A 16,237-nucleotide genomic window follows, 5' to 3' on the forward strand; every position below is an offset into this window, starting at 1 on the left:
GCATTGTAAAGGATTCGGCACGGCAGAGAAAGCGCAGGCGTGCAGGTGTTGCAGGTGGTTGACACAAATCGGCGGCTGATGGCAAAAGCAGCCTGCACCTTTATACAGAATTGAAAGTGCAGGCTGCTTTTGAACAGGGCAGTGGTTAGAATCGCCCGCCGTTATCCGAAACCGGCAAAGCAGCCTGCACGTGTTTATCGGTGCAGGCTGCTTTGTTTGCAGATAATTCAACTTTAACCGTTAAAATTTTCACGGCAGGAACAGCGAAAATACCCTAAAATAAACGCCATATTACTCAAAGGCCGGCCGCCTGCCGTGCGGATTGCGCCCAATATAAAACCAACGCAAAACACAGGAACGCCCATGACCGCCACCACCCACACGCCCACCCAACGCCTGCGCGAAATCCCATACAACTACACTTCCTATTCCGACCGCGAAATCGTCATCCGCCTTTTGGGCGGGGCGGCTTGGGAAACGCTGGAAACCCTGCGCGCGCAGCGCAAAACGGGGCGTTCGGCGCGGATGCTGTTTGAAGTGTTGGGCGACATTTGGGCAGTGGTGCGCAACCCGTATCTGACGGACGATTTGCTGGAACACGGCAAGCGCCGCGCCGCGCTGGTGGAGGCCATGCGCCACCGCCTGAACGAAATCAACAAACGCCGCGACGAAAACGCCGACGTGCTGCGGCTGGTGCAGGCTGCCGAAAGCGCGGTGAACCGTTTTGAAGACAGCTTTGCGGCCACCAAGCTCAAACGCAGCCAAATCTTGGCACGGCTCTCGAAAATCACCCAAAAACACAACATTATGTTTGACGGGCTGGCGCGCGTTACCCACGTGACCGATGCCACCGACTGGCGCGTGGAATATCCGTTCGTGGTGGTGAATCCCGACACGGAAGCCGAAATCGCGCCGCTGGTGCGCGCCTTAATCGAGCTGGATTTGACGATTATCCCGCGTGGCGGCGGCACGGGCTACACGGGCGGCGCGGTGCCGTTGGATGCGATGAGTGCCGTCATCAACACGGAAAAACTGGACCGGCACGGCGGCGTGCAGGCTGCTTCGCTGGCGGGGCTGGACGGCGAACACCCCGTCATCGTGTGCGGTGCGGGCGTGGTAACGCGGCGGGTGGAAGAAGCGGCACACGCGGCGGGGCTGGTGTTTGCCGTGGACCCCACTTCGGCGGACGCATCCTGCATTGGCGGCAACGTGGCGATGAACGCGGGCGGCAAAAAAGCCGTGCTGTGGGGCACGACGCTGGACAATCTGGCGTGGTGGAAAATGGTCAATCCGCAGGGCGAATGGATTAAGGTGGAGCGCGTGCGCCACAATTTCGGCAAAATCCACGACGAAGAAACCGCCGTGTTCCATGTCCACACGCTGCACGACGACGGCGAAACGGTGCTGAAAACCGAAACGCTGGAAATTGCAGGCTGCAAATTCCGCAAAGTCGGATTGGGCAAGGACGTTACCGACAAATTCTTGAGTGGCCTGCCCGGCGTGCAGAAAGAAGGCACGGACGGCATCATCACCAGTGCCGCGTTCGTGCTACACAAAATGCCCAAATACACGCGCACCGTGTGCCTGGAATTTTTCGGCACGGTGGCCAACGCCACGCCATCCATCGTGGAAATCCGCGATTTCATGCAGTCGCATGCATCGGTGAAACTGGCCGGCTTGGAGCATTTGGACTGGCGGTACGTCCGCGCCGTGGGCTATGCCACCAAGGCCGCCGGCAAAGGCCGCCCGAAAATGGTGCTGATTGCCGACGTGGTGTCGGACGACGAAGCACAGGTGCAGGCTGCTTCGGAGCACATCTGCGAACTGGCGCGCGCCCGCGACGGCGAAGGCTTTATTGCCGCATCGCCCGAACAGCGCAAAACCTTTTGGCTCGACCGCGCCCGCACCGCCGCCATCGCCAAGCACACCAACGCCTTCAAAATCAATGAAGACGTGGTGATTCCGCTGGAACGCTTGGGCGAATATTCGGACGGCATTGAGCGCATCAATATTGAGCTGTCGATTCAAAACAAACTCAAACTCTGTACCGCACTGGCGGACTATCTTTCAGGCAGCCTGCCGGTGGACAAAATGGACACCGACCTGCCTGCCGCCGAGCTTTTGGGGGAGCGCGCCAAACACGCGCTCGCCCATGTTGCCGCCGTGCAGGAGCGCTGGGAATGGCTGCTGAACAATTTGGACGCGCCGCTGACCGAATACCAAACACGATACGGCAAAACCGCCCATGCCGCCCCCGAAGCCGACCCGCAGCAGAGCTGCTTCATTGCCTTCCGCGATTTCAGGCTGCGCGTGTCCGTGAAGCAGGACGTGATGCAGCCGCTGGCGGAGATTTTTTCCGGTAAGGCGGACACCAAAATCATGGCGGGCTTGGGCAAAATCCACGCCCAAACCGTGCGCGGCCGCGTATTCGTCGCGCTGCACATGCACGCGGGCGACGGCAACGTTCACACCAACATCCCCGTGAATTCGGACGATTACGAAATGCTGCAAACCGCGCATCAGGCCGTGGCGCGGATTATGCGGATTGCCCGCAGCCTGAACGGCGTGATTTCGGGTGAACACGGCATCGGCATCACCAAATTGGAGTTTCTGACCGATGAAGAAATGCAGCCGTTTTGGGACTACAAAGCCAAAATCGACCCGCAAAGCCGTTTCAACCGCCACAAACTCATGCGCGGTGCCGATTTGCGCCATGCCTACACGCCGTCTTTCGAGCTGCTCGGCTTCGAAAGCCTGATTATGGAGCAGTCGCACTTGGGCAAAATTACCGAAGCCGTGAAAGACTGCCTGCGCTGCGGCAAATGCAAACCCGTGTGCAGCACCCACGTTCCGCGCGCCAACCTGCTGTATTCGCCGCGTAACAAGATTCTGGGCGTGGGGCTGCTGGCCGAAGCGTTTTTATACGAAGAACAAACGCGGCGCGGCGTATCGCTGAAACATTTTGACGAATTGGGCAGCATTGCCGAACACTGCACCGTGTGCCACCGCTGCGTGAAGCCGTGCCCCGTGAATATCGATTTCGGCGATGTGAGCGTGGACATCAACAATTTCCTGCGCGAAACGGGACACAAACGCTTCAACCCGATGGTGTCCGCCGGCATGGCATTTTTGAACGCCAAAAATCCCACGCTGGTCAAAACCCTGAGGGCAGGCGTGGTAACCGCAGGCTTTAAAGCGCAAACCATTGCCTATGATTTGGGCAGGCAGTTCCATATCGGCGCAGGCAGGCAGAAGCGCGCGCCCAAGGCCACCACGCAAAAACCGGCCATCAAAGAGCAGGTGATCCATTTCATCAACCGCCCCCTGCCGCGCAATGTGCCGCTGAAAACCGCGCGTTCGCTGCTGGGCTTGGACGGCGACGGCAGCACCGTGCCCATCATCCGTAATCCCGCATTGCCCGAAGATGCGGAAGCCGTGTTCTACTTCCCCGGCTGCGGCTCGGAAAAACTGTTTTCGCAAGTGGGGCTGGCCACACAGGCGATGCTGTACCACGCAGGCGTGCAGACCGTGCTGCCCCCAGGCTACCTTTGCTGCGGCTACCCGCAATCGGCCCACGGCGACCAGCCCAAAGCCGACAGCATGGTGACTGAAAACCGCGTGCTGTTCCACCGCATGGCCAATACTTTGAATTATCTAGATATTAAAACCGTGGTCGTGTCTTGCGGAACGTGTTACGACGCGCTGGCGGAATACCGTTTTGAAGACATATTCCCCGGCTGCCGCATTATCGATATTCACGAATATCTGCTGGAAAAAAACATTAAATTGCAAGGCGTTCAGGGGCAGCAGTATCTGTATCACAACCCGTGCCACACGCCCATCAAAACCATGGACGGTGCCAAATTGGCCAGCGAACTCATCGGCCAAAACGTGCCGTTGAGCGACCGCTGTTGCGGCGAAAGCGGTATGTTTGCCGTCAAACGCCCCGACATTGCCACGCAGGTGAAATTCCGCAAGCAGGAAGAAATCGAGAAAAACTTGGCGCAGCTGCCGCAGGGCGAACCCGTGAAAATGCTCACTTCCTGCCCCGCGTGCTTGCAAGGCTTGAGCCGTTATGCCGAAGACAACAACCTTCCGGCAGACTATATCGTGATTGAGATGGCCAAGCGTATTTTGGGCGAAAACTGGCTGGACGAATTCGTGGGCAAAGCGAAAAACGGCGGCATTGAGAAAGTGCTGCTGTGAAGCAAGTGCAGGCTGCTTTTGAAGGCGTGGGAGCAGTTTTCAGGCAGCCTGCAACACGTTTGCACGGAAGGACGCAGCATTGCCCGACCGAATCGGCGTGCGGGAAACAGAGTATTGAAGAGAGAATGCAATGAAACGGTTTTTTATCCGACAAATCCTGCCGCCCGTGCTGATTCAGTTAAGTATTATTGCCGTGCTGGCCTATTATGAAGGCAAAAATTTCGTCCCTTTCGTGGCGCCCGATGAATTCGGTGCCGATTTCTTGTCGGTATTCGTCTTAATCCCGACCGTGTTGCTGACATGGCTATGGCAGGCGGTGGCAGCGGTGTGTTACCTGATGCAGGCACCCAAACCGCGGGGCAAATCGGCGGTGTTGCTGATTGCCTGGCTGTTGGCTTACCCTGTCGTGCTGATGGCGGCCGTGATTTTGGCATGGTGGGTTTTCCTATCCTTGTTTCGTTAAATTTCAGAAAAGCAGCCTGCATATCAACCGTTGGCAGGGTGCAGGCTGCTTTCTTCCACCCATAAAGGAGCGTTATGACACACAATACCGACAATCCAACCATCGTGCGCGGCATTTACCGCCATTACAAAGGCAATCTGTACGAAGTGCTGGACATCGCCACCCATTCGGAAACCGAGCAGAAAATGGTCGTGTACCGCGCGTTATACGGCGAATTCGGGCTATGGGTGCGGCCGCTGGCCATGTTTGCCGAAAACGTGGCAACGGAAGAGTGCAGCCGCCCGCGCTTTTGTCTGGAAAAAGCATTTTAAGCGCAAAAAAGCAGCCTGCACTTGGATTTTCCCGTGTGCAGGCTGCTTTTGAATGTTTATGTATATGGTTCGGGGTGTATCGATTTGGCGAAACCCAATGCGGAATTTAAGGGAAAGATATTCAATCGCAAAATAGGATAATTTATGTGGTATGAGTTAAATTCACAAAACGATATTGATAACTTTATGAAAGAAACCGCCGGATTTCATGATTCCTGCATTGTGGAATTGAACTATAAAAGTGGAAACTTTGTAGAAGAAAGCGGGGCTATGTACTTGGCAACAGAACCTTATATGTACATTACTTTTCACAGCCAAATGGCAGAATTTCCTGCGTTTGAAATGGAATTGGGTATGCTGGACAGATTTTCGATGATTTTTGATTTGAAATATACATTGGAAATTTATGATGTCTTATTTGAAAAACGCGATGACGGTTTTTATTGGTACAGCAATGAAAATGGACGCTATCATATTGAAAACGGGCATGAAAACGTGAACTACTGGTTTCGCTGCCAAACCATCCGCTGGCGAGAAATCCCATTGACCAATCAATCTGATGGAAGCAGTACCAATGGCAAGAAAGGAAAATAACCTATGTTTATTGAATTTGGTATGCAATGCGGTTTTAAAACCGATAAACGGTTTGAACAATATCATACTTTATTAAATAAAATTTTTAATAGTGATAAAAATAAACCATGCATCCATTTTAAAACCCTGCATGAATTTTCTATTATGTTTAGAGTAGCAGGGGGAGAGATTGATTTTGATGGTGGAGAGGGGCCGGAATTTTTGAAAAAAGCACGTAATCGCCCCGTTTACACCATAGATTTGGTCATTTCCGAAAAAAAATGGCCTGAAAAAACCGAAACCGAACTGCGCGAATATGTCGCACAAGGCGTTCGGGACTGCTTTGCCTTGTTACGGGACAAAGCAGTTAAAGCCGGCGAAGTCAAAGATGTGGCAAAGCTGGATACCGATTTTGAACAAGGTATGGCACAGTTTTCTACCCTGCCTTTGCCGGAACTGCCAAAATATTGACCAAACAAGCGAAGCAAAAGCAGCCTGCACATAAATCAAAATGAAAGTGCAGGCTGCAATAACAATAGCGGAAAGTGTTAAGGATTGTGGAGTATATCGGTGGAAGCAGCGGGTTTTACTTACTTTATTTGGATGAAATGGGAAAAGAGCAAACGGATACTTTTCATGATAGGCTGGAACAGGTGTTTAATCAGGCGGATTTTGAATTTAATATCAAGAAAAGCAAGTGGGAAAAATTTGCGGAAAGTGGACAAGGAAGTGTGTAGGATGCTCTAATGACCGTATTTATTGATGATGTGGAGGCAATTCAATAATGATCAAACAGAGTGCTTTTCATCCTTATCCAAGTGAAATGCTGCCGACTGGGTTTATATATCCCGAACGTTATTTAAAATTGGCGCAATCTACCCGTAGCATTCAATATGATGAAGAATATATGTTTCCTTGGTGGTTTGTAGATTATGGTACGGAAGGTGCCATGTTGTCTTATGAATTGCGTCATTCACAAATTCCGAACCGTAATTTAATCCCCTTTGCTCAAAATGGCGCTTGGAAAGCTTATTTTGATGGCGATAGCAGGGTAGGCAATCCAAAGGTAATCGTAATAGACTTGGATAACTTGCCTTTTCATATGGTTATCAATCATTTTGATGATTGGCTTTTGCTGGCGGAACAGGATTATTGGTAATGCGTTTGCTATTGGCTCGTCTATGGATTTGTAAAAGGTAGATGTCGGTGACAAAAGCAGCCTGCACATGAATCAAAACGAAAGTGCAGGCTGCTTTTGGTTGTATCGATAGGTAAGCTGGCGGGTATTGGGATTTATCTCGCTGATTGTGTTGGAAGAAAAGTGGGTGGTTGGGAAAGCGTCAAGCCCGTGGCGCGGTATGCCCATCTGTCGTCCAAGCATTCATTGGAACATGCGAATATTTTGGACACAAATTGGACGCAGTTAAAAGAGAAGATAGGAAATACATAAAAGAAAACCGTCTAAACGTTTATTTAGACGGAGAAAATCTGGTGGGTCGGGTGGGTTTCGAACCCACGACCAAGGGATTATGAGTCCCCTGCTCTAACCCCTGAGCTACCAACCCCAACAAAAGACTGTGGATTATAGATAAGAACGCAGCATTCGTCAAACGCCTGCCAATCGGCACGGCAAAGGGCGCATTAAGTTGCCCACGCGCCAGCGGCGGATGTGCTATAATCCGCGCGTTTTATTGTTCAACGGTCTTACACTAACACAGGAAATCATCATGGCGTTGATTGTACAAAAATACGGCGGTACTTCGGTCGGTTCAGCAGAGCGTATTAAAAATGTGGCCAACCGCGTGGCCAAAGCACGCGCAGAAGGGCACGACGTGGTTGTCGTGGTGTCGGCAATGAGCGGCGAGACCAACCGCTTGGTGGCATTGGCACACGAAATGCAGGAATTCCCAGACCCGCGCGAATTGGACGTGGTGCTGGCAACGGGCGAGCAGGTGACCATCGGCCTTTTGGCAATGGCACTGAAAAATATCGGCGTGGATGCCAAAAGCTACACCGGCTGGCAGGTGGCGGTGAAAACCGACACGGCGCACACCAAAGCGCGGATTGAAGAAATCGACAACGATAAAATGATGGCCGATTTGAAAGCGGGCAAAGTGGTGATTGTGGCCGGTTTCCAAGGCGTTACCGCCAACGGCGACATTTCCACTTTGGGACGCGGCGGTTCCGATACGTCGGCGGTTGCGCTGGCGGCGGCTCTGAAAGCGGACGAATGCCAGATTTATACCGATGTGGACGGCGTGTACACGACCGACCCGCGCGTCGTGCCGGAAGCCAAACGCATGAACAGCATCACTTTTGAAGAAATGCTGGAATTGGCGAGCTTGGGCAGCAAGGTGCTGCAAATCCGTTCGGTGGAATTTGCCGGCAAATATAAAGTGCGTTTGCGCGTCTTAAGCAGCCTGCAAGAGGGCGGCGATGGAACTTTGATTACTTTTGAGGAAGATGGAAATATGGAAAAAGCGGTTGTTTCAGGAATTGCATTCGACAAAAACCAAGCGCGTATCAATGTGCGCGGCGTGCCGGACAAACCGGGCATTGCGTTCCAAATTTTGGGTGCGGTGGCCGATGCGAACGTTGATGTGGATATGATTATCCAAAACGTGGGCAGCGCGGGCACGACCGACTTTTCATTCACCGTGCCGCGCGGCGACTGCAAGCCGACTTTGGAACTGCTGAACAGCCTGAAAGACAGCTTGGGCGCGACCGAAGTGAGCGGCGACGATTCGGTGTGCAAAGTTTCCATCGTAGGCTTGGGCATGCGTTCGCACGTAGGCGTGGCATCGAAAATGTTCCGCGCATTGGCGGCGGAAAACATCAATATTCAGATGATTTCCACTTCCGAAATCAAAGTATCCGTGTTGATTGACGAAAAATACATGGAATTGGCAACGCGCGTGTTGCATAAAGAATTCGGTTTGGACAAATAAACCCTTGTTGCACCGCCAATACGAGTGCAGGCTGCTTTCCGTACGCAAAAAGCAGCCTGCACTGCTTTTTTGTTACAATCTGCCTTCTTTTTGATAATGTTTTAGCCATGAAGCCAGCCGCAGCTTATTCAGAATCCAGCATCCAAGTCCTTAAAGGCCTAGACCCGGTCAAAGAACGGCCGGGCATGTACACCCGAACCGACAGCCCCACCCATATCTGCCAGGAAGTCATCGACAACGCGGCAGACGAGGCATTGGGCGGTTTCGCCACGCGGATTGACGTGGAAATCCATGCGGACGGCTCGCTTTCCGTGCGCGACAACGGGCGCGGCATTCCCACCGGCCTGCACCCCGTGGAGCAGATTCCCGTGGTGGAACTCGTGTTTACGCAGCTTCATGCCGGCGGTAAGTTCGACAAAAAATCGGGCGGTGGCGCGTATGCCTTTTCGGGCGGCCTACACGGCGTGGGCGTGTCTGTGACCAACGCGCTCTCTTCTCGGCTGGAAGTAACCGTGAAGCGCGACGGGCAGGTTTCCCGCATCGTGTTTGCGGATGGTTATGTGGTCGAGCCGCTGGCGCAAATCGGCAAATGCGCCGTGCGCGACACCGGCACAGAAGTGCGCGTTTATCCGAACCCGAAATATTTTGAAAGCCCCACCTACAGCATTCCCGAACTGGAACGCCTGCTGCGCGCCAAAGCCGTGCTGCTGCAAGGCGTTACCGTGTCGCTCACGCGCCATGTCAAAGGGCAGCCTGCACATCCCGTTACCCAAACCTGGCATTATCCGCAAGGCCTGCAAAGCTATCTGGCGGATTTGCTGGAAAACGCGCAGGAAGCCGTGCCCGTGTTCGCCGCCGAAAACTATATTTCCGGCAGCCACGATGATTTCCGCGCGGGCGAAGGCGCAGCGTTTGCGCTCACTTGGCTGGAAGAGGGCAGCTGCGCCAATGAAAGCTATGTCAATCTGATTCCCACGCCCTTGGGCGGCACGCACGAAGCGGGCTTGAAGCAGGCTGCATTTAATGCAGTGAACAACTTCATCGCCCACCACAACCTGTTGCCGCGCGGCGTGAAAATCAACAGCGACGACGTGTTCTCCCGCGCCGCCTTCGTGCTCTCCGCCCGCGTGCTCGACCCGCAGTTCCAAGGGCAGACCAAAGACAAGCTCACCAACCGCGACGCGCTCAAACTCGTGTCCGCCGTGTGCAGCGACCCTTTGGAACTGTGGCTCAACCAAAATACCGAAATTGGCAAAAAAATTGCGGATTTGGCGATTAAGCAGGCGCAGGCGCGGATGCGTTCCGTAAAAAAAATCGAGAAGAAAAAAGGCAGCGGAGTGGCGGTGCTGCCCGGCAAACTGACCGACTGCGAAAGCGAAGACATCCGCGAAAACGAACTGTTCTTGGTGGAAGGCGACAGCGCGGGCGGCTCGGCCAAACTGGCGCGCGACAAGAGTTACCAGGCCATCCTGCCCCTGCGCGGCAAAGTGCTCAATAGCTTTGAAGTGCACCGCGACCAGCTTTTCGGCAATGCCGAAATCCACGATATTTCCGTCGCTATCGGCGTAGACCCGCACGGCGCAAACGACGATGTGGATTTGGGCGGCCTGCGCTACGGCAAAATCGCCATTCTGTCGGATGCGGACGTGGACGGCTCGCACATCCAAGTGCTGCTGCTCACGCTGTTTTACCGCCATTTCCCCAAACTCGTCGCCAACGGGCATATTTATGTCGCCCAGCCGCCGCTGTTCCGCGTCGATGTGAACGCGCAGGGCAAATCCAAGCCCGCCCGCAAGTTTTACGCGCTGGACGAAGCCGAACTCAACGCCATCCTCGAACGCCTGAAACAGGAAAACGTGCGTGAAACGGCGTATTCCATCAGCCGCTTCAAAGGCTTGGGCGAAATGAACCCCGACCAGCTCAAAGACACCACGCTGTATCCCGACACGCGCAGGCTGCTTCAAGTGCGCATTCCCGAACACATGGCGGGCGACACCGAAAACGTGTTCCTGAAACTGATGGGCAAAGGCGAAGCCGCCGCCCGCCGCGCGTGGATGGAAGCGGAAGGCGACAAGGCAGATTTGGATGTTTAGGCCGATACGGCGCAACGGCGGTTGAAATGGGCGACACCGTATCCTTATCCGCGCTCTTCGTTTCCGCCTTCACGTCCGCCACGCTGCTGCCCGGCACTTCCGATGCGGTTTTGGTGGCCGTGCTGTGGCGCAATCCCGCGTTGGCATGGCAGGCGCTGGCAGTGGCAACGCTGGGCAACAGTTTGGGCGGCATGCTCTCGTATGGGCTCGGCAGGCTGCTGCCCGAAAAAATCCGCCACCGCTTCTCCGAAAAAACCGTGCAATATTGCCGGCGTTGGGGCGCGCCCGTATTGCTGCTGTCGTGGCTGCCGCTGCTGGGCGACGCGCTGCCGTTTGCCGCCGGCTGGCTGCGTCTGAATTGGCGGCAAAGCCTGTGCTTTCTGATTCTGGGAAAATTTTTACGCTATCTGGCGCTGATGTGGATAACGCTGGCTGCGGCGGGTTGATGTGTTGCGCCCATAAAGTGCAGGCTGCTTTTGGAACTGAAAAAGCAGCCTGCACCTGTTTGCAGCCAGCATCAAAATAGGGCCATACTGAACGGGTGCATGGCGTTGCGCCGCCATACCCACGCTGCCGATGCTTGCCCGCAGCACTGGTTTCAGCCCATCAAAAAAGCAGCCTGCACGTTACAAATATAGCGGATTAAAATAAAAATGGTACAAGGCGAGCCAACGCCGTGGCATTGCGATTTTAATTCGCTATAAAAATGCAGGCTGCTTTTTCATCGTCCAAAAGCAGCCTGCACTCATTTTGTCGTTACCGTTCCAAACTATCCAGCCAGCGTTCCGCGTCCAAAGCCGCTTGGCAGCCGCTGGCCGCGCTGGTAATTGCTTGGCGGTACACATGGTCTTTCACGTCGCCGGCCGCCCACACGCCTTCAATATTGGTGGCGCCGACATTGCCGTCGTTGCCGCCGCGCGTCATCAAGTAGCCCGTGCTGTCCATATCCAGCTGGCCTTTGAACAGCGCCGTATTCGGTTGGTGGCCGATGGCGATAAACACGCCGCTCACCGCAATTTCCGACAACTGGCCGTCATTCGCGCGCAGGCGCACGCCCGTGACACCCGCGTCGTTGCCCAGAATTTCATCGACTTGCGCGTTGGTTTTCAGCACGATTTTGCCTTCTTCCACACGCTTCATCAGTTTTTCCACCATGATTTTTTCCGCGCGGAACGTGTCGCGGCGGTGAATCAGCGTAACCGTTTTGGCGATATTGGCCAGATACAGCGCTTCTTCCACCGCCGTATTGCCGCCGCCCACCACGGCCACATCCTGTCCCTTATAGAAAAAGCCGTCGCAAGTCGCGCATGCCGACACGCCGCGCCCCGCAAATTGCTCTTCGCTGGGCAGCCCCAAATATTTGGCCGACGCGCCCGTGGCGACAATCAGTGCATCGCAAGTGTATTCACCCATGTCGCCTTTGAGCGTGAACGGGCGGTTCTGCAAATCGGCCGTGTGGATTTGGTCGAACACGATTTCCGTGCCGAAACGTTCGGCGTGTTTCAGGAAATGTTCCATCAATTCAGGGCCCTGAACGCCGTCGGCGAAAGCAGGGTAATTGTCCACTTCGGTGGTGGTCATCAGCTGGCCGCCTTGCGCCATGCCGGTAATGATGACGGGGCGCAGATTCGCCCGTGCCGCATAAACCGCCGCGGAATAACCGGCAGGCCCGGAGCCCAAAATAATCAGAGAATGGTGCTGTGCCATAAAATATCCTTGTTAAATGCGAAAATCGAACACAAATTGTACCGACTTTGCCGTGCAGCGTAAAATGCAAAAGTGCAGGCTGCTTTTGACAGCGCAGAAAAACGCTTGCTTTTCAAGCGAAGATTGGTTAGAATGACGCGTTTTGCAACCTTGCTGTCCGCACCGCATGGCGGATGGCTGTTTTTAACCAACCGTAAGGGAGATAACATGCGTCATTACGAAATCGTGTTTATCGTGCATCCTGACCAAAGCGAGCAAGTGAACGCAATGGTGGAGCGCTACAAAACCATGATTACCGAAGCCGGTGGCAAAATCCACCGTTTGGAAGACTGGGGCCGCCGCCAGTTGGCTTACCCAATCAACAAAATCCACAAAGCGCACTATGTGCTGATGAACATTGAAGCAACACCTGCAACCGTTGAAGAATTGGAAACAGGCTTCCGCTTTAATGATGCGATTCTGCGCCACCTGACCATTCAGATGAAAGCAGCGGTTACCGAAGCATCACCAATGATGCGCGAGGAAAAATCCAAAAGCCTGATCGCAGGTGAAACCGCAAACGAAGATAGTGCCGAAGCATAATCATTGGAAAACCAATTTGTATTGACCGCCGTTTTGCATAAAGTTGGCACTGTCCGATACAGTCCGTCAGGCGTACCCATATTGGACGTTGTGTTGCAACACAGCAGCCGACAGCAGGAAAACGGAATTTGGCATCAGGTAAAATTTGAATTGCCTGCCAAAATTATTGGTCAAAATGCTCAAGCATGGCAGCAAAAAGCGGGTGAAACCGTTACAGTTCGCGGGTTTTTAACACAAAAAAGCATGCGACAGTTTTCCCCAATGCTGCACATTCAACATATTACAGAATATAAAGGTTAAACGACATGGCTCGTCAAACATTTAAACGCCGTAAATTCTGCCGCTTCACGGCAGAGAAAATCCAAGAAGTGGATTACAAACAAGTCGATTTGCTGAAAGATTTCATCACTGAAAACGGCAAAATCATCCCCGCTCGCATTACAGGCACCAAAGCGCATTACCAACGCCAACTGGCTGTTGCCGTGAAACGTGCGCGCTTTTTGGCATTGCTGCCTTATACTGACCAACACAAATAATTAGGAGTACAACATTATGCAAATTATCTTGTTGGAACGTGTTGCTGGTTTGGGCAACTTGGGCGATGTGGTTACTGTGAAAAACGGTTACGCACGCAATTTTCTGATTCCTACTGCGAAAGCAAAACGCGCAACTGAAGCTAACTTGAAAGAGTTTGAAGAGCGTCGCGCAGAATTGGAAGCGAAACAGGCCGCAGTATTGGCAGATGCGCAAGCACGCCAAGCCAAATTGGACGGTCAAACCATCACAATTTCGCAAAAAGCAGGTGTGGACGGCCGTTTGTTCGGTTCTGTTACCAATGCTGATATCGCAGATGCCATTAAAGCGAACGGTATCGAAGTGGTAAAAGCTAATGTGCGCTTGCCGGAAGGTCCGTTCAAAGCAGTTGGCGAATACACAGTTGAAGTGGCATTGCATGCTGATGCGGTTGCTACAATTACTGTTGTCGTTGCTGCTGCAGCGGCACAATAATGATGATATAAATATGCAGGCTGCCTGATGTTGATCGGGCGGCCTTTTTTGTGTTTGTGGGAGGAATATTCATGTATCAAATTCAAGAACCTTATCAATCCGGTCATTTGGCTGTTTCGCCAATCCATCAGATTTATTATGAAGTTTCAGGCAATCCGCAAGGCAAACCGGTGATTTTCCTGCACGGTGGCCCGGGAGGCGGTTGCAGTCCGCTGCATCGCGGTTTTTTCAATCCGGAGCGTTACCAAATCGTGTTGATTGACCAGCGCGGAGCAGGCCGCTCGTTGCCTTACGCGTGTATTGAGGAGAATACCACGTGGGATTTGGTGGATGATATCGAGCGTATTCGGGAATTTCTGGGGATTGAGCAATGGTTGGTATTTGGCGGCTCTTGGGGCAGTACTCTCGCATTGGCGTATGCGCAAACCTATCCTCATCGTGTGACTGAACTGATTTTGCGCGGCATTTTCTTGGGGCGGCAGCAGGAATACGACTGGATTTGCCGTTTTGGTGCGAATGCCGTTTTCCCCGAATATTGGCCCGAATTTCAAGATTTTGTTCCCGAAGGGCAGCGTCATGATTTGGTTGCTGCGTATCGCCATTTAATGCGACCGGACAATCCGAATCGGGAAGAAATGCTGGCTGCAGCATCGGCTTGGGCCAAGTGGGAGAGCCATATCATTCATTTGGCGCATAATCAGGAAGCAGTGGATGAATATAATGATGGCGAAGCGGCTTTGGCGATTGCGCGGATAGAAAATCATTATTTCACCCATCGTTGTTGGCTGGATAATGAGCGCGCGCTGCTGCAAAACATGGACAAAATACGCCATATTCCGACCATTATCGTGCAAGGCCGCTATGATATGTGTACGCCGGTGCAGGCTGCTTTTGATTTGAAGCAGGCATTCCCTGAAGCTGAGTTGCGGATTGTTCAGGCAGGGCATTCTGCATTTGAACCTGCCATTGCCCAAGCATTGCTGGATGCGACCGAGCAGTTTTCCGAATCGGCATAGTGCAGGCTGCTTTTAATAGACGAAAAAACAGCATCTTGATTATTTCAAGATGCTGTTTTGTTTGGTCGGACTAGCCGCCGGATTGTTGAACCATGTAGCGGACAACGTCTTTGATTTCATCGTCGCTCAAAGAAGAACCGCCTTTAGGTGGCATCACGCCGCCTTTCGGATTGGTCAGGCCTTCAATCGCGTGTTTGAACAGGGTTTCTTCGCCTTGTTTGATGCGCGGCGCCCAGTCTTCACGGTTGGTTACTTTGGGTGCGAACGGAATGGCGGCGGTGGCTCCGTGGCAGGCTGCACAAGATTTCTCAAACAGCTCTTTGCCGCGACCGTTTGCTGCTGCCGTATCTGCAGGTTTGCTGTCGCCACCCGCCGCAGAAGCACTTGCCGCAGTTCCTGAAGCGGCAGCAGCACCAGAAGCCGCTGCGCCAGAGGCAGCCGCAGCATTATTGCCGGCAGTGCCGGATTCGTCAAAATGGGCACCGGATTGGTTGGCCATATAGGCAACGGCGCGCGCCACTTCTTCATCAGTCAGAGTTTGGTCGCCGCCTTTGGCCGGCATCACGCCGCCATCTGCGCCGCTGAAACCTTTGACTGCGTGCTCAACCAGCACATTTACACCTTGTGCGATGCGCGCTGCCCATTGGTCATTGTGCGTGATTTTAGGTGCAAAGGCGATGGTGCTGTCGGCTGCGTGACATTGTACGCAGACTTTGTCGAAAACCTGTTTGCCGGTGCGTTGGCCGGGCTCGGTGCCGTCGCCTTCAACCAAGCGTCCGCTGGGCATAATGCGTGTTTCGGTGGCGCTGGACGTGTCGTCGGAAACATCGCTGTAATAGCCGCTGCCGGCCAGCTTAACCAGTAAAAACAATACGGCCAATACGATGACGACACCGCCGATAACGGTGGTCAAAGCAGAACCTTTTGTGTTCTTTTTAAATAATTTCATTGAGTTGCCTCGTCAGATTTGATAGTGGTGAGAAGAGGTGTATTGTCGCTTGTTAAAATATTCTAACAATAATTTGCGTGATTATACTGAATTTGCGTAGGCTTTCCAAGTTGATAAGTTTGGTTTGTATCAAATATTTGTGCCGTGCGGAATTCGCTTTTGCGGTGCAGGCTGCTTTTTTTAGTTTGCGAAAAGCCATTTTTGCTGTATGCTTACGCCTTTCGCACTTGTACCCGTAGCTCAGTTGGAAGAGTGTCGGTTTCCGAAGCCGAAGGTCGCTGGTTCGAACCCAGTCGGGTGCGCCAAGTTTTCTTTGATTGTCAATCGATTATCTGTGCGGTGATATTCATCTGGTGCAGATATTCCTAAAAACAGCCTGAA

General features: G+C 53.1%; 17 protein-coding genes and 2 tRNA genes. 16 read left to right on the forward strand and 3 right to left on the reverse strand.

Translation table 11 applies throughout. From position 1 onward, the window contains the following. Positions 1-363: 363 nt before the first annotated feature. The 7 genes from HMPREF9098_RS01065 (at position 364) to HMPREF9098_RS11275 (ending at position 6,712) form a co-directional block, all read left to right on the forward strand. Entirely contained in the window at positions 364-4,206 is a 3,843-nt protein-coding gene (locus tag HMPREF9098_RS01065) for a DUF3683 domain-containing protein (RefSeq protein WP_003781115.1), read from the forward strand. Between the two features lie 130 nt (positions 4,207-4,336). Then, entirely contained in the window at positions 4,337-4,669 is a 333-nt protein-coding gene (locus HMPREF9098_RS01070) for a hypothetical protein (RefSeq protein ID WP_003781119.1), read from the forward strand. 74 nt (positions 4,670-4,743) lie between these two features. Next, positions 4,744-4,980, forward strand: coding sequence for a DUF1653 domain-containing protein (locus tag HMPREF9098_RS01075; protein ID WP_003781121.1), 237 nt, complete (start codon positions 4,744-4,746; stop codon positions 4,978-4,980). Between the two features lie 186 nt (positions 4,981-5,166). After that, positions 5,167-5,574 (forward strand): hypothetical protein, encoded by a 408-nt coding sequence (locus tag HMPREF9098_RS01080; RefSeq protein ID WP_147285364.1) that lies wholly within the window; start codon positions 5,167-5,169, stop codon positions 5,572-5,574. Between the two features lie 3 nt (positions 5,575-5,577). After that, a complete protein-coding gene (locus HMPREF9098_RS01085; protein ID WP_003781127.1) occupies positions 5,578-6,024 on the forward strand; it encodes a hypothetical protein in 447 nt (148 codons plus the stop codon). Between the two features lie 86 nt (positions 6,025-6,110). Next, a complete protein-coding gene (locus tag HMPREF9098_RS11600) occupies positions 6,111-6,290 on the forward strand; it encodes a hypothetical protein (protein WP_147285363.1) in 180 nt (59 codons plus the stop codon). 47 nt (positions 6,291-6,337) lie between these two features. Further along, entirely contained in the window at positions 6,338-6,712 is a 375-nt protein-coding gene (locus HMPREF9098_RS11275; protein ID WP_081457143.1) for a hypothetical protein, read from the forward strand. A 330-nt stretch (positions 6,713-7,042) separates the two neighbouring features. Here HMPREF9098_RS11275 and HMPREF9098_RS01100 read toward each other — a convergent pair. Continuing rightward, a tRNA-Ile gene (locus HMPREF9098_RS01100) sits at positions 7,043-7,118 on the reverse strand. A 162-nt stretch (positions 7,119-7,280) separates the two neighbouring features. Between HMPREF9098_RS01100 and HMPREF9098_RS01105 the strand changes: the two genes are divergently transcribed. The 3 genes from HMPREF9098_RS01105 (at position 7,281) to HMPREF9098_RS01115 (ending at position 11,040) form a co-directional block, all read left to right on the forward strand. Further along, positions 7,281-8,501 carry an aspartate kinase gene (locus tag HMPREF9098_RS01105; RefSeq protein WP_040564144.1) on the forward strand — a complete coding sequence of 407 codons (1,221 nt, stop codon included), beginning with the start codon at positions 7,281-7,283 and terminating at the stop codon, positions 8,499-8,501. Between the two features lie 107 nt (positions 8,502-8,608). Continuing rightward, positions 8,609-10,594, forward strand: coding sequence for a DNA topoisomerase IV subunit B (locus tag HMPREF9098_RS01110; RefSeq protein ID WP_003781135.1), 1,986 nt, complete (start codon positions 8,609-8,611; stop codon positions 10,592-10,594). Positions 10,595-10,620: 26 nt separating this feature from the next. Next, the gene (locus tag HMPREF9098_RS01115; protein ID WP_003781137.1) at positions 10,621-11,040 is read left to right on the forward strand and encodes a YqaA family protein; all 420 of its coding nucleotides are present in this window, start codon (positions 10,621-10,623) and stop codon (positions 11,038-11,040) included. Positions 11,041-11,350: 310 nt separating this feature from the next. Here HMPREF9098_RS01115 and trxB read toward each other — a convergent pair whose 3' ends face one another. Then, complete coding sequence (gene trxB, locus HMPREF9098_RS01120) at positions 11,351-12,301, reverse strand: thioredoxin-disulfide reductase (protein ID WP_003781139.1); 951 nt, start codon at positions 12,299-12,301, stop codon at positions 11,351-11,353. A gap of 207 nt (positions 12,302-12,508) precedes the next feature. On the opposite strand from trxB, the gene rpsF reads away from it, so the two are divergent. The 5 genes from rpsF (at position 12,509) to pip (ending at position 14,907) form a co-directional block, all read left to right on the forward strand. Further along, positions 12,509-12,883, forward strand: coding sequence for a 30S ribosomal protein S6 (gene rpsF / locus HMPREF9098_RS01125; RefSeq protein WP_040564145.1), 375 nt, complete (start codon positions 12,509-12,511; stop codon positions 12,881-12,883). Between the two features lie 3 nt (positions 12,884-12,886). Next, a complete protein-coding gene (gene priB, locus HMPREF9098_RS01130) occupies positions 12,887-13,183 on the forward strand; it encodes a primosomal replication protein N (protein ID WP_040564146.1) in 297 nt (98 codons plus the stop codon). 5 nt (positions 13,184-13,188) lie between these two features. Further along, a complete protein-coding gene (gene rpsR / locus HMPREF9098_RS01135) occupies positions 13,189-13,419 on the forward strand; it encodes a 30S ribosomal protein S18 (RefSeq protein ID WP_002641495.1) in 231 nt (76 codons plus the stop codon). A 16-nt stretch (positions 13,420-13,435) separates the two neighbouring features. Beyond that, positions 13,436-13,891, forward strand: coding sequence for a 50S ribosomal protein L9 (gene rplI, locus HMPREF9098_RS01140; protein WP_003781142.1), 456 nt, complete (start codon positions 13,436-13,438; stop codon positions 13,889-13,891). A gap of 71 nt (positions 13,892-13,962) precedes the next feature. Continuing rightward, complete coding sequence (gene pip, locus HMPREF9098_RS01145) at positions 13,963-14,907, forward strand: prolyl aminopeptidase (protein WP_003781143.1); 945 nt, start codon at positions 13,963-13,965, stop codon at positions 14,905-14,907. Positions 14,908-14,977: 70 nt separating this feature from the next. On the opposite strand, the gene HMPREF9098_RS01150 is transcribed toward pip, so the two are convergent. After that, positions 14,978-15,856, reverse strand: coding sequence for a c-type cytochrome (locus tag HMPREF9098_RS01150; RefSeq protein ID WP_003781146.1), 879 nt, complete (start codon positions 15,854-15,856; stop codon positions 14,978-14,980). Between the two features lie 229 nt (positions 15,857-16,085). Between HMPREF9098_RS01150 and HMPREF9098_RS01155 the strand changes: the two genes are divergently transcribed. Next, positions 16,086-16,161: transfer RNA gene (locus HMPREF9098_RS01155), tRNA-Arg, on the forward strand. Positions 16,162-16,237 lie beyond the last annotated feature (76 nt).

Source organism: Kingella denitrificans ATCC 33394, from assembly GCF_000190695.1.
In the GTDB taxonomy this organism is placed as follows: Bacteria; Pseudomonadota; Gammaproteobacteria; order Burkholderiales; family Neisseriaceae; genus Kingella_A; species Kingella_A denitrificans.

Bases quoted from the DNA above. Each gene is read 5' to 3' on its own strand.
- HMPREF9098_RS01065 (WP_003781115.1), top strand. From the start codon at position 364: ATGACCGCCACCACCCACACGCCCACCCAACGCCTGCGCGAAATCCCA.
- HMPREF9098_RS01070 (WP_003781119.1), top strand. From the start codon at position 4,337: ATGAAACGGTTTTTTATCCGACAAATCCTGCCGCCCGTGCTGATTCAG.
- HMPREF9098_RS01075 (WP_003781121.1), top strand. From the start codon at position 4,744: ATGACACACAATACCGACAATCCAACCATCGTGCGCGGCATTTACCGC.
- HMPREF9098_RS01080 (WP_147285364.1), top strand. From the start codon at position 5,167: ATGAAAGAAACCGCCGGATTTCATGATTCCTGCATTGTGGAATTGAAC.
- HMPREF9098_RS01085 (WP_003781127.1), top strand. From the start codon at position 5,578: ATGTTTATTGAATTTGGTATGCAATGCGGTTTTAAAACCGATAAACGG.
- HMPREF9098_RS11275 (WP_081457143.1), top strand. From the start codon at position 6,338: ATGATCAAACAGAGTGCTTTTCATCCTTATCCAAGTGAAATGCTGCCG.
- HMPREF9098_RS01105 (WP_040564144.1), top strand. From the start codon at position 7,281: ATGGCGTTGATTGTACAAAAATACGGCGGTACTTCGGTCGGTTCAGCA.
- HMPREF9098_RS01110 (WP_003781135.1), top strand. From the start codon at position 8,609: ATGAAGCCAGCCGCAGCTTATTCAGAATCCAGCATCCAAGTCCTTAAA.
- HMPREF9098_RS01115 (WP_003781137.1), top strand. From the start codon at position 10,621: ATGGGCGACACCGTATCCTTATCCGCGCTCTTCGTTTCCGCCTTCACG.
- trxB (WP_003781139.1), bottom strand. From the start codon at position 12,301: ATGGCACAGCACCATTCTCTGATTATTTTGGGCTCCGGGCCTGCCGGT.
- rpsF (WP_040564145.1), top strand. From the start codon at position 12,509: ATGCGTCATTACGAAATCGTGTTTATCGTGCATCCTGACCAAAGCGAG.
- rpsR (WP_002641495.1), top strand. From the start codon at position 13,189: ATGGCTCGTCAAACATTTAAACGCCGTAAATTCTGCCGCTTCACGGCA.
- rplI (WP_003781142.1), top strand. From the start codon at position 13,436: ATGCAAATTATCTTGTTGGAACGTGTTGCTGGTTTGGGCAACTTGGGC.
- pip (WP_003781143.1), top strand. From the start codon at position 13,963: ATGTATCAAATTCAAGAACCTTATCAATCCGGTCATTTGGCTGTTTCG.
- HMPREF9098_RS01150 (WP_003781146.1), bottom strand. From the start codon at position 15,856: ATGAAATTATTTAAAAAGAACACAAAAGGTTCTGCTTTGACCACCGTT.